Here is a 12,683-nt window from a genome sequence, read left to right on the forward strand (position 1 = left end):
GTTTTGCACCAAGTTACGGAACTGTTCCGGAAAGTGGTGCCCGCAGACTAGCCGATCCGGCCCCGGCCCGGCGCTTTCCCCGCTCGTGCTCCGGTGTCGTAACGAGGACACGTCGGCCGGACATCGACGTCTGCGACCATGGAGAGCATGGCAGCAGGACGACGTACGGCCTGGGATCCGCTGGCCGCGACCGCCGGGGCGATCGCGCTACTCATGACCGTTCTCTATCTCTGGCTGATCGGCCGGCAGGGCGGCCAGGCGGTCGCCTGGTTCGTCGGCGGGACCGCCGCGGCGGGCCTGCTCGCCGCGTACGGGGTGCGCCGGGCGGCAGCCCACCGGGTCGGGGCGCTGGCGGTCGCCGGCACCATCATGATCGTGCTCGGAGTGCTCGGCATCCTCTCGATCGGTCTGCCCCTCCTGGTGGCCGGCGCGCTGGCACTGACCGCCGCGTTGCGTTCCCCCGGCAGGGCGCCCGACCCGGCGTCGTCGAGCTGAACCCCGCCCCGGAAGTCACCGCGGCCCGTCCGGCGGCTCCCACCGCGCGTAGCGGGCCATCGAGCGCAACGCGGTTCGGGACGGAGTGAGACGCATCAGGGTGTTGCGCGCCGCGACCGCGAACGGCTGCTCCAGCTGCTGGCCGAACCGGACGATCAGCCGGGCGGCACGGGCCATCCGCTGCGTACGCGGTCGCCGTTGCCCGTCGTACGCAACCAGCGCGGCACCCAGCCCGCTGTCCGGGCCGCAGACGGCGCCGAGCACGACGGCATCCTCGATGGCCTGTCCCGCCCCCTGACCCAGGTTCGGTGTCATCGCGTGGGCGGCGTCGCCGAGCAGCACCACCCGACCCCGTACGTAGCTCGGCAGCGGGGCGTCGAGACAGTGGATGTCGTCGCGGATGACGGTGTCGGCGGCGGTGGCCGCGAGCAGGGCGGGAATGGGGTCGTGCCAGGACCCGAAGCGGCCGGACACCGTCGACATCCCGTCGGCGTCGCGCTGCCCCGGCGGGGCGTTGACGGCGGCGTACCAGTAGACCCGGCCGTCGCCGAGGGGCACCATCCCGAACTCGGCACCCGGCCCCCAACTGATCGCCGTCACCAGCTCGCCGTCCCACCGCTGTCGGGTCACGCCACGCCAGGTGGTGGAGCCGGCGTACACCGGTGCCGGATGCGCCGGCCAGAGCCGGGATCGCAACATGCTACGCAGCCCGTCGGCACCGACAACCAGGTCCGGTTCGACGGTCTGCCGCCGGCCCCGGTGCAGGTACGTCAGGCGGGCCGGCGGGCCGGGTAGGACGTCGACCACCTCGGCACCGGTGACGAGCGACGCCGCCGGCAGCGCCTCGCGCAGGATCCGGTGCAGCGTCGCCCGATGGATGCCGAGTGCCGCCGTACCGAGTTCGCGGGTGATCGCGACGCTGTCGATCCGGGAAAGCCACCGACCGGTGCTGGTACGGGTACCGCCCGGCGTGTCCACCCGGCCCTGCGCCCGGACGGCCTGCGCCAGGCCGAGCGCGTCGAGTCCGCGCAGCGCGTTCGACATGAGGGTGAGACCCGCACCGACCTCGCCGAGCACGGGTGCCCGCTCCAGCACGGTGACCAGCCAGCCCCGACGTACCAGGGCGACTCCGGCGGCGAGTCCCCCGATCCCGGCCCCGACGACCACGGCGGTACGAACCGTCATGAGGGTCATCATCCGCCGTCCACCGGCCGGTACGCCATCGACGGGGGCACCGCACGGTTGGTACCTAGCGCCGGAGCGGGACCCGGCGCGCTTCGGTCCACGAGCGCAGCAGCCACTCGACCGGCCCGTACCGGAACCGGGCCAGCCACCATGCGCTGAGGAGGAGCTGGCCGCCGAAGATGCCGACCGCGATGAGCAGGGTGGGCAACGGGGCGACCCGACCGACCAGCCCGAGACCGATCCCGGTGAAGATCAGTACAGCGGCGACCGACTGACCGAGGTAGTTGGACAGGGCCATCCGCCCGGCGGGCGCGAGGATCCCCGCGATCCGGTGCCCCCACCCGGTCTGGAATCCGCGCAGCGCCGTGGCCACGTACGCGGCCATCAGCAGGGGCGCGGTGAGGATGCTCAGCATCAGGCCGGTCAGGTTCTCGGTCCCGCCACCGACGGCGAAGACCAGCGCACCGGCCAGGCCGACCGGGTAACCCATCCACTGCACCCGCCGCAGCAGGCCCTGGTGCCGGGTGACGTCGGCGAGCAGCCGTACCTTGCCGGCCGCCAGGCCGATCAGGAAGGCACAGAGGGCGAGCGGCCCCTGGACCACCAGTGCCCCGATCATCGCCGGCATGGCACGGAGGTGCTCGACCAGCACCGAGCCGAGGCCACCACCCAGCGCCTCGGTGGACCGCGCACCCGAGTCGAGCGCGACGGCGTGATCCGGGACCAGGCCACCACCGCCCACGGCCGCCAGTGCGATGACCAACGCGACCAGGCCGAGCAGGACGCCCGCGAGGGTCGACGCGGTCCTCGGACGCATCCCCCGCGCCGTGAACAGCACCAGCCCGAGCAGGGCGTACGTGGTCAGGATGTCGCCGTGGAAGAGGAACACGGCGTGCAGTACGCCGAGTACGAACAGCCCCGCCAGCCGGCGCCGGAAGCGCGGGGCGAAGGCGACGCCGCGCCGTACGGCGGAATCGATCTGGAGGGTGAAGCTGTAACCGAACAGGAAGGAGAAGAGCAGGTAGAACTTCATGGAGAAGAGGAACTCGACGAGCCAGCGGGTGGCCTGGTCCACCCAGGACCCGTAGGCCGGATCCGGTACGAGATGGAACGGGTAACCGGACGCGAAGAACGCGATGTTGACGACCAGGATGCCGAGCAGCGCGAAGCCGCGTAACGCATCGAGGTCCCCGATGCGCGACCCGTCCCCGGGTCTCGCCGAAGCGTCGGCGGGTGGTTCCACTTGCATCGGACTGCTGAACGGATTCATGGCTTGTCCCCCCGGATGTCAGCCTGTGGATCGGGTCGCCGCCGACGGGTGGATCGAACCGCCGTCGGCGTACGGATCGTCGGAATCAACGTATGAAAATGTCGGGTTCGCTCGACAGCCGGCAGACCGGAGGATTCGGGGTAGGGCTGGTCCTACCACCGGGGCGTGCCCCGGCCCTGACGCCCGTCCGGACGCCCCGACAACGACCGTGGGAGGGGTCCGTCCTGGAGTGGTGCGGGCGTGTACCGTCGCCGCATGACGGTGCTGCAGGAGTTTGTCGCCGCCCTTGCCGGCGGCCGGATCCAGGTTGTCGATCTCACCGCGCCGCTCTCGGACCAGACCCCGATCCTGGGCCTGCCCGAGCAGTTCGGCCAGACCTGGCCGTTCCAGCTCACCGAGATCAGCCGGTACGACGACCGCGGCCCCGCCTGGTACTGGAACAACTTCTCCACCGGCGAGCACACCGGCACCCACTTCGACGCGCCGATCCACTGGGTCACCGGCAAGCAGGCGGCCGACGTGTCGCAGGTGCCGGTGAGCCAGCTGATCGCGCCGGCCGTGGTGATCGACCGCAGTGCCGACGCGGCGGCGAATCCCGACTTCCTGCTCGAGATCGAGCATGTGCGGGCGTGGGAGGCGGAGCACGGCGAGCTGCCGGCCGGCGGCTGGCTGCTCTACCGCACCGGGTGGGACGCGTACGGCGACGACGCCGAGCGGTACGCCAACGCCGGCCGTACGCCGGGGATCTCGGCGGAGTGCGCCCGCTGGCTGGCCGAGGAGTCACCGATCCAGGGCATCGGGGTGGAGACGGTCGGCACCGACGCCGGTGCCGCGCACTCGTTCGACCCGCCGTTCCCGTGCCACTCGTACCTGCTGGGTCAGGAGAAGTACGGGCTGACCCAGTTGCGCAACCTCGCCACACTGCCGCCGACCGGTGCGGTGGTGATCGCCGGGCCGCTGCCGATCGTGGCCGGTTCGGGCAGCCCGTGCCGGGTCCTCGCGCTGGTCGAACGGTAGACACGGGCCGGCGATGCGGGTATCCGAGGTGGTCGGCCGGGTGCTGGCCGGGCACGGCGCGCGGTACGTCTTCGGTGTGGTCGGCAGCGGCAACTTCCACGTGACGAACGCGCTGGTGGCGGCCGGTGCCCGGTTCGTGCCGGCCGCGCACGAGGGTGGTGCGGCGAGCATGGCGGACGCCTTCGCCCGTACCTCGGGCACGGTGGGGATCCTCTCGGTGCACCAGGGTCCGGGTCTCACCAACGCGTTGACCGGCATCACCGAGGCGGCGAAGAGCCGTACGCCGATGCTGGTCCTGGCGCCGGAGGCGACCGCACCCCGATCGAACTTCTTCCTCGACCTGCCGGCCCTGGCCGCCTCGGTCGGCGCCGAGTTCCTCCGGGTACGGGCGACGCACGCGGCCGAGGACACCGGCACCGCCTTCCGGGCCGCCGCCCGGGGCGCGACGGTGCTGCTGGGTCTTCCGCTCGAGGCGCAGAACGCGTCGACCGAGCCCTGGTCGGGCCGGATCGTACCGGCCCCGCCCGCCGGGCCGCCGGTCGAGCCGGAGGTGGCGTCGCTGGTCGCGGCGCTGCGCGCGGCGCGCCGGCCGGTGTTCATCGCGGGCCGGGGTGCCCGTACCGCCCGCGAACCGTTGGTCCGGCTCGCCGACGCGTGCGGCGCGCTGCTCGCGGTCTCCGCCGCCGCCAAGGGGCTGTTCGTCGGGGACCCGTGGAACCTGGACGTGGCCGGTGGGTTCGCCACCCCGCTGGCGACCTCGCTGATCGGTGAGGCGGACCTGGTCGTCGCCTGGGGCAGCACGCTGAACATGTGGACCACCCGGCACGGCGAGCTGATCCCGCCGGGCGCGGTCGTGGCACAGGTGGACCGGGATCCGGCCGCCTTCGGGGTGAACCGACCGGTCGACCTGACGGTGGCGGGCGAGGTCGCGACGGTCGCGCGGGCGGTGCTGGCCGGGCTGGCCGGGCAACCGGTGTCGGATCCGCCGACGGGCGGATGGCGTACGCCGGAGCTGGGCCGGCGGATCGAGCGGGAGGGCCGCTGGCAATCGGTGTCCTACGTGGACGGGGGCAGGACGGAGCAGCCCGCCACGATCGACCCCCGGACGCTCTCCATCGCCCTGGACGATCTGCTCCCGGCGGAGCGGACGGTGGTGGTGGACTCCGGCAACTTCATGGGCTACCCGTCGATGTTCCTCGACGTGCCGGACGTGGCGGGGTTCTGTTTCACCCAGGCGTTCCAGTCGATCGGGCTCGGTCTGGCCAGCGCGCTCGGCGCGGCGGTCGCCCGGCCGGACCGGCTCACCGTGGCCGCGCTCGGTGACGGCGGTTTCCTCATGTCGGCCGCCGAGCTGGTCACCGCCGCCCGGCTGGCCCTGCCGCTGGTCGTGGTCGTCTACGACGACGCGGCGTACGGCGCGGAGGTGCACCACTTCGGCCCGGACGGGTATCCGTTGGACACGGTGACGTTCCCGCAGACCGATCTGGCCGCGATCGCCCGGGGCTACGGCTGCGCCGGGGTGACCGTCCGGGGCGTCGAGGACCTCGACCCGGTACGGGACTGGCTCGCCGGTTCCCGGAGCCGGCCGATGGTGGTCGACGCGAAGGTGTCGGGCGAGCGCGGTTCGTGGTGGCTGGAGGAGGCCTTCCGCGGGCACTGAGCGCCGTTGTGCGCCCCTGCGGTCGGTCAGCGATGCATGTGCACGCGGATGCTGGTCGCCCCGGGCCGAGTGTGTACGCGTACCAGGTCGCACAGCTCGTTGACCAGCACCAGGCCGCGCCCGCCGTCCTGGTCCGGCGCGGCCGGGATCCGACCGGCGAGCGGCTCGGTGATGTGCCCGGTGTCGGTGAGCTGGCAGATCAACTGGCTCCCGTCGGTCCAGACCGCCAGGGTGCCGGTGGCGCCGCCGTGCTCGACCGTGTTGGCGGCGAGTTCGTTGACCGCCAGGGTCAGGTCGGTGACCCGGTCCGGTGCCAGCCCGGCGGCCAGTGCCTGCGCGGTCACCAGCCGGCGCAGCGCCCAGAGCGTGTGGAACTCGATCACGACGGTCTCGGCGTACGCGGGCGGGGGCGGCAGTGGCAGGTTGAAGCCGTCGGCCACCACGAGCGGATCGGCGTAGTGCGGGCTGTCCCAGGCCGCGGTGGCGGTCCGCACGGTCGGATGGGTGCGGTACGCGTCGTCGAGCCAGTTCCGGTCCAGCCGACCGGTGTCGTACGGGCACAGGATGGTCGCCCGCCGGCCGGTGAAGGCGGCGTTGATCAGGGCTTCGTGCTGGGCGCAGGCGGGGTATTCGTCGGCGGTCCGCCCGGCCCAGACGGGTTCTCCGATGATGCGTACGGCCCGGTCGGGGTGGGCGTCGGCGAAGGCGAGCAGGACACCGGGGAGGATCCGGCCGGGGTTGCGCCCGGCCACGCCCATGTCGTGGAGCTGGACGTCGGCCGCGTCGGCGCCGAGGGCGGTGCGGATGTGGTCGAGGTTCTCCTCGGGCACGGCGACCATCACCGGTTCGTCGGCAGCCAGTCCGGCCTGGATGAACGGCACGGTGCCGGCCAGGTATTCGTACCGGTTCGCGTAGAACAGGGCCGGGTGCACAAACGCGCCGGGACCGGTGGACTCGCGCATGGCCCGACCGCCTCCCCTGCCCGCCTGTTTCCGATCACCGCGCGGCGGCCCGGACGGCTCGACCGGAGTCATCGGGGTGCCGAACGGACCTCGCCGCCCATCACCATAGCCGTCCATTGCATCGGTGCATTCCCGGTGGCGGGCAGAAACCCCGGCCACTCGGCCAGGGCGGACCACCGGTTTCGCCGAGCCCGATCACTGTGTGTAGTCAACAGTCCCGGACCGCCGGAGCCCGGCTCGGCCGGAGCGGCATCGGTCGGCCGGAGCCGGGCTCAGGGAGTGGCGTACGCGTGCAGCGGCCCCGGCGCCGGTCGGGCGTCGAGCGTGCTCGGATCCACGCTCCACGCACCCGCGAGGCGCATCACGTCGTGCTCCGAGACCAGGATGTCGGGCTGTCCGTCCAGCGCGGGCGGCAGCCCCATCGCCTGCTCCACGTCGTCGGGGTCGCCCCGCCACTCGGTGACCTCACCGATCTCGCCGAGGAAGCCGAACGCGCGTACCGCGACGCCGTCGACCGCTCGGGCCCACCGGTGCAGCTCGGAGACCCGGTAGGTGGCGAAGAGCTGCACCTCGGTGCCGAGCGTGGCGGAGAGTTCCACCACGTCCACGACGGTGTTCGGCCGGAGCAGCCAACGGCCGGTGGCGAGCAGCCAGTGGGCGTCGCGGGCACCGGGCAGCGGCGGCGTCACCACCAGGCGGTCGTCGGTCAGGTAGGCCAGGTCGATGCCGTCCCGCCAGGAGACCGTACCGAGGTCGCGCAGTGCCAGGGCCCCGGTGAGAGCCTCGACGTCGGCGTCCCGGACCGCCAACCACGACTGTTTGTGGCCGAATCCGACCATGGTCTCCCCCTGCATGCCCCGCACGTTACCGACCTTCGTCGCGCCGACGCGGCGACTTACCGGCGCGACCGCCGGATCCGGCCCTCCGGGTCCGCGCCGGGCCCGGTCCGATTCGGGTACGCGGCACGCCGGATCGCCGGTGGGCCCCGGCCGAGACACGTCGGCGGATCTCGATGAGCAAGGATGATTCGTTAGTTCCGTTCCCGATCACGCATTTCGTCCCCGGAAGGACTGGACATGGAAAAGCCGAACATCGGACCGATCGAGGGTGCGCCCCCGGCGGACCTGGTCATCGAGGACATCACCGTCGGCGAGGGTCCGGAGGTCGGGCGCGGCCAGTGGGCCTCCGTGCACTACGTCGGCGTCTCCCACTCCACCGGCGGCGAGTTCGACTCCTCGTGGGGCCGGGGCGAGCCGTTCGGCTTCCAGGTCGGTGCCGGGCGGGTCATCGCGGGTTGGGACCAGGGCGTGGCCGGTATGAAGGTCGGCGGCCGGCGCAAGCTCGTCATCCCACCGCACCTCGGGTACGGCAACCAGGGCGCCGGCGGCCTGATCAAGCCGGGCGAGACGCTGGTGTTCGTCGTCGACCTGGTCGACGTCAAGTAATCCTCGACCGTCGGCGGTGCCGGCGATGCCCGTACCCGGGGCCTCGCCGGCCCGTCGGCGGGCGGTGACGGCGGGCGCGTCCTCGGGTTAGGGTGCGGCGGTGTCGTCGTACGTGATCGGCGGTGTCTTCGCGCGGACCTCGCGCGCGGTCTCCCTCGGTCTGGTGGCCGGGGTCTATCTGGTGGCCGGCGGCGCGGGCGCGCTGACCTGGTGGCTGCTCGCCCCGCACCACCACCCGCTGACGGTGGCCCTCTGGGCCGATCTGGTCGGCACCGTGGTGGTCTTCGCCGCCTCGGTGGTGGCACGCAACGCCAGCCTCTACGACCCGTACTGGAGCGTGGCGCCGCCGCTGATCGTCCTCGGCTGGGTGATCGCCGCCGGGCACGGAGTCGGCGTACGGCAGGCACTGGTGCTCGGCCTGGTCACCGTCTGGGCGGTACGCCTCACCGGCAACTGGGCCGCCGGCTGGACGGGCCTGAGCCACGAGGACTGGCGTTACGTGCAGATACGCGGGCAGACCGCGGGTCGGCCGCCCTGGTGGCTGGTCAACCTCACCGGCGTGCAACTCATGCCGACCCTGGTCGTCTTCGCCGGCCTGGTCGCCGTTTGGCCGGCGATCACCGGCGACCGGCCGCTGGGCTGGCTCGACGCGGTCGCGGCCGGGCTCACCGCCGCCGCGATCGCCCTGGAGGCGCTCGCCGACCGCCAGTTGCACCGGTTCACCGGCGAGCCGGCGAACCGGGGCCGGATCGCCGACCGGGGCGTGTGGCGGTACGTCCGGCACCCGAACTACCTGGGCGAGATCGCCTTCTGGTGGGGCCTGTGGTTGTTCGGGCTGGCCGCCGCGCCGCGCTGGTGGACCGTGGTCGGGCCGCTGGTGATGGTGGCGCTGTTCACCGGGGTGAGCATTCCGATGATGGACCGGCGGTCGCTGGACCGCCGGCCCGGTTATCGGGAACACATGCGGAAGGTGCCCGCCCTGCTGCCCCGGCTCACGCGCCGACCGGCACCCGCTCCTTGATGAAGTTGAGCAGTTCCCGGGTGACGTCCTCGGCGTGGGTCCAGGGGATCCCGTGCGGCGCGTCCTTGAGTACCACCAGCTTGCTGCCGTTGACCATGCCCACCAACCGCTTGCCGGTGGACGGGAACGGAAGCACCCGGTCGGCGTCGCCCTGGATGATCAGCAGCGGCACGTCGATGCGGGGCAGGTCGTCCCGGAAGTCGGTCAACCAGGCCGGTACGGCGGCCAGGGTCGCCGTCGGAGACGAGCTGATGGCCATGCTCCAGTTCGCCCGGACCGCGTCGTCGCTGACCAGCTTGCCGGCGTTGACGTCGAGGTTGAAGAAGTTCTGCAGGAACTGGGTGTACCAGACGTACCGGTCCTTGCGGATCTGGTCCATGAAGCCGTCGAACAGGCTCTGGTCGACCCCCTCGGGGTTGTCGGCCGTCTTGAGCAGGAACGGCGGGATCGGCGAGACCACCACCGCCCGGTTCACCCGCGCGGACCCGTACGCGCCGAGGTAGCGGGTCACCTCGCCGGTGCCCATCGAGTGCCCGACCAGGGTGACGTTGCGCAGGTCGAGGGTGTTCATGATCTGGTCCAGATCGGCGGCGAAGGTGTCGTAGTCGTAGCCCATGGTGGGCTGACTGGACTTGCCGAAGCCCCGACGGTCGTAGGTGATGGCCCGGTATCCGGCATCGACCAACGCCTGCACCTGCTTCTCCCACGCGGTGCCGCCGAACGGGTACCCGGGAATGAGCAACACCGGCTGACCTGCGCCGTGGTCCTCGTAGTAGATGTCGATGGACGCGGAATTCTCCACCCCGACACTGATGTACGGCATCTCGACTCCTCTCGCATGGACGCGTGCGTGACGGGGGTCGGCCGATCCGTTGCCACGTGAGAGGGGCGCGGCAGCCTGAAATTAACACGGTCCGGGGTGGGTGGTGGCCGAGTCGCCGGGTTGGGTCCACCCCTGCCGAGCGGTACCGCAAATTTTCGGCCCCGGTCCGATAGTTCAGGCCGTCGCGGCACGCACTCTGGACCGCTGCTTCATCACGCCGGCCCTGTCCCCGCCGAGAGGGTGGGCCGGGAGCAGAGCATCGAGACCCTCGACGGGAGGCCAAGTTTCCGGAAACATATCGGAAGCAACGGCATCAGCCCCCGGCACGACGACGTCGCCGGTGGGACTTCGGAGTGCCGGTACAAGCGACAGGAGGCTGCCATGAGCAGCGATCCCCGGGCCAGCAACGGCCACCGCACCCTGACGGCGGCGCCACTGGCAGCGTGGCAGGACCCGTCCCGACCGGTCGACGTACGGGTCGACGACCTTCTCGGCCGGTTGTCACTGGAGGAGAAGATCGCCCAGCTGTACGGCGTCTGGGTCGGCGCGGACGTGTCCGACGAGGACATGGCCCCGCACCAGCACGACATGGTGGACGAGATACCGGACTGGCGGGAACTCATCCGGGTCGGGTTGGGGCAGCTCACCCGGCCGTTCGGCACCGCCCCGATCGACCCGGCGCTCGGTGCGCGGGCGCTCGCCCGGATGCAGGCCGAGATCGTCGCCGCGAACCGGTTCGGAATCCCGGCGATCGCGCACGAGGAGTGCCTGTCGGGCTTCATGACCTGGGGCGCCACCGTCTATCCCACCCCGCTGGCGTGGGGCGCCACCTTCGACCCCGAGCTCGTCGAGCGGATGGCCGGGCAGATCGGGGCGGCGCTGCGGCAGGTGGGCGTACACCAGGGGCTGGCGCCGGTGCTCGACGTGACCCGCGATCCGCGCTGGGGCCGGACCGAGGAGACCATCGGCGAGGATCCGTACCTGGTCGCGACGATCGGCACCGCGTACGTGCGGGGGTTGCAGTCGGCCGGGGTCATCGCCACCCTGAAGCACTTCGCCGGCTACTCCGCCTCCCGGGCCGGCCGCAACTTCGCCCCGGTCGCGGTCGGTCCACGCGAACTCGCCGACGTGCTCCTCCCGCCGTTCGAGATGGCGGTACGCGACGGCGGGGCCGGATCGGTCATGCACTCGTACGCCGAGGTCGACGGCGTACCGGCGGCGGCCGACGAACGGCTCCTCACCGACCTGCTGCGGGTCCGGTGGGGCTTCACCGGGACCGTCGTCGCGGACTACTTCGGCGTCGCCTTCCTGCAACTGCTGCATCACGTCGCCGACTCGGCCGTGGACGCGGCCCGGCTGGCGCTCACCGCCGGGGTCGACGTCGAACTGCCCGCCGTCCGCTGCTTCGGCCCGGCCCTCGTCGCCGCGGTCCGCGCCGGAACCGTGCCGGAGGCCCTGGTCAACCGGGCCGTTGCCCGGGTCCTGCGGCAGAAGTGCACGCTCGGGCTGCTCGACCCGGAGTGGCAACCCAGTCCGCCGGCCCTGGCCGGTCGCGGCGACGAACCGGCCGAGCTGGAGGGGACCGTCGACCTGGACCCGCCGGCCAACCGGGCGCTCGCCCGGGAACTCGCCGAGGAGTCGGTGGTCCTGCTCGCCAACGACGGAGTCCTCCCGCTGGCCCCCGACTCCCGGATCGCGCTGGTGGGGCCGCTGGCCGACGGCGTCACCGGGATGCTCGGCTGCTACACCTTCCCGAGCCACGTCGGCGGTCAGCATCCGGGCGTACCGGCCGGGGTGGACATCCCCACCCTGCTGGCGTCGCTGCGCGCCGAACTGCCCTCGGCCCGGTTGAGCCACGCCGCCGGCTGCACCGTCGACGGTACGGACCGGGCCGGGATCGCCGAGGCGGTGGCCGCCGCCACCGAGGCCGACGTGTGCGTCGCGGTCCTCGGCGACCGGGCCGGACTGTTCGGCGCCGGAACCTCCGGCGAGGGCTCCGACGCCGCCGACCTGCACCTGCCCGGAGTTCAGCAGGAGCTGCTGACCGGGCTGCTCGACACCGGGACCCCGGTGGTGCTGGTGCTGCTCGCCGGGCGTCCGTACGCCCTCGGCGGGTGGGCGGACCGACTCGCCGCCGTGGTGCAGGCGTTCTTCCCCGGCGAGGAGGGTGGTCCCGCGATCGCCGGCGTGCTCGGCGGGCGGGTCAACCCGTCCGGTCGGCTTCCGGTCAGCGTGCCCCGTGATCCGGGCGGGCAGCCGGCCGGATACCTGGCCCCGGCGCTGGGTCACCGCACCGAGGTCAGCAACATCGACCCGACCGCCCGCCACCCGTTCGGGCACGGCCTGTCCTACACCCGGTTCGACTGGCGGGACGTCCTCGTCGACGGTGTCGCACCGACCGAAGGACAGCGCACCGACGTGCCCACCGGCGGCACGGTCACGGTCTCGGTGGCCGTGCAGAACACCGGGGAGCGGGACGGTGCCGAGGTGGTGCAGCTCTACCTGCACGACCCGGTGGCCCAGGTGACCCGCCCGGTGGTCCGGCTTACCGGGTACGCCCGGGTCCCGCTCGCCGCCGGCCAGTCCCGGCGGGTGACCTTCCGGGTGCACGCCGACCTCACCTCGTTCACCGGCCGCGACGGCCACCGGGTGGTCGAACCCGGTGACCTGGAGTTGCGACTGTCGGCGTCGAGCGCCGAACATCGGTTCGTGGTGCCGCTGCGCCTGACCGGGGTCGAGCGCCGGGTGGACCACCGGCGGCGGATGGTCGCGGAGGTGACGGTGCGGTAGGAGCCGCCCGGTACG

At 72.4% G+C, this 12,683-nt stretch carries 11 protein-coding genes; 6 read left to right on the plus strand and 5 right to left on the minus strand.

Features of this window, described 5'->3' with window-relative positions; genetic code table 11:
- Positions 1-147 precede the first annotated feature (147 nt).
- Entirely contained in the window at positions 148-495 is a 348-nt protein-coding gene (locus OIE47_RS34105; protein WP_326558656.1) for a hypothetical protein, read from the plus strand.
- Between the two features lie 15 nt (positions 496-510).
- Here OIE47_RS34105 and OIE47_RS34110 read toward each other — a convergent pair whose 3' ends face one another.
- Together OIE47_RS34110 and OIE47_RS34115 are read right to left on the minus strand one after the other, a co-directional pair.
- Positions 511-1,680 carry an FAD-dependent monooxygenase gene (locus tag OIE47_RS34110; RefSeq protein WP_326558657.1) on the minus strand — a complete coding sequence of 390 codons (1,170 nt, stop codon included), beginning with the start codon at positions 1,678-1,680 and terminating at the stop codon, positions 511-513.
- Positions 1,681-1,744: 64 nt separating this feature from the next.
- Positions 1,745-2,929 carry a DUF418 domain-containing protein gene (locus OIE47_RS34115; protein ID WP_326558658.1) on the minus strand — a complete coding sequence of 395 codons (1,185 nt, stop codon included), beginning with the start codon at positions 2,927-2,929 and terminating at the stop codon, positions 1,745-1,747.
- A gap of 276 nt (positions 2,930-3,205) precedes the next feature.
- Between OIE47_RS34115 and OIE47_RS34120 the strand changes: the two genes are divergently transcribed.
- Both OIE47_RS34120 and OIE47_RS34125 read left to right on the plus strand, forming a co-directional pair.
- Entirely contained in the window at positions 3,206-3,967 is a 762-nt protein-coding gene (locus OIE47_RS34120) for a cyclase family protein (RefSeq protein WP_326558659.1), read from the plus strand.
- Positions 3,968-3,980: 13 nt separating this feature from the next.
- Positions 3,981-5,627: a thiamine pyrophosphate-binding protein gene (locus tag OIE47_RS34125; protein ID WP_326558660.1), complete on the plus strand. Its 1,647-nt coding sequence runs from the start codon at positions 3,981-3,983 to the stop codon at positions 5,625-5,627.
- Positions 5,628-5,653: 26 nt separating this feature from the next.
- Here OIE47_RS34125 and OIE47_RS34130 read toward each other — a convergent pair whose 3' ends face one another.
- Together OIE47_RS34130 and OIE47_RS34135 are read right to left on the minus strand one after the other, a co-directional pair.
- On the minus strand, positions 5,654-6,589 hold the full coding sequence (locus tag OIE47_RS34130; RefSeq protein ID WP_326558661.1) for a sensor histidine kinase: 936 nt from the start codon (positions 6,587-6,589) through the stop codon (positions 5,654-5,656).
- 272 nt (positions 6,590-6,861) lie between these two features.
- Positions 6,862-7,443, minus strand: a complete 582-nt coding sequence (locus OIE47_RS34135; protein ID WP_326558662.1) for a hypothetical protein — start codon at positions 7,441-7,443, stop codon at positions 6,862-6,864.
- 222 nt (positions 7,444-7,665) lie between these two features.
- On the opposite strand from OIE47_RS34135, the gene OIE47_RS34140 reads away from it, so the two are divergent.
- Complete coding sequence (locus tag OIE47_RS34140) at positions 7,666-8,034, plus strand: FKBP-type peptidyl-prolyl cis-trans isomerase (RefSeq protein WP_326558663.1); 369 nt, start codon at positions 7,666-7,668, stop codon at positions 8,032-8,034.
- Positions 8,035-8,134: 100 nt separating this feature from the next.
- A complete protein-coding gene (locus OIE47_RS34145; protein WP_326558664.1) occupies positions 8,135-9,055 on the plus strand; it encodes a DUF1295 domain-containing protein in 921 nt (306 codons plus the stop codon).
- On the opposite strand, the gene OIE47_RS34150 is transcribed toward OIE47_RS34145, so the two are convergent.
- Positions 9,027-9,878, minus strand: a complete 852-nt coding sequence (locus OIE47_RS34150) for an alpha/beta fold hydrolase (RefSeq protein ID WP_326558665.1) — start codon at positions 9,876-9,878, stop codon at positions 9,027-9,029. The two genes, OIE47_RS34145 and OIE47_RS34150, sit on opposite strands and share 29 nt — an antisense overlap.
- A gap of 381 nt (positions 9,879-10,259) precedes the next feature.
- Between OIE47_RS34150 and OIE47_RS34155 the strand changes: the two genes are divergently transcribed.
- Entirely contained in the window at positions 10,260-12,668 is a 2,409-nt protein-coding gene (locus OIE47_RS34155; RefSeq protein WP_326558666.1) for a glycoside hydrolase family 3 N-terminal domain-containing protein, read from the plus strand.
- Positions 12,669-12,683: the final 15 nt, after the last annotated feature.

This window comes from Micromonospora sp. NBC_01796 (assembly GCF_035917455.1).
Classification (GTDB): Bacteria; Actinomycetota; Actinomycetes; order Mycobacteriales; family Micromonosporaceae; genus Micromonospora_G.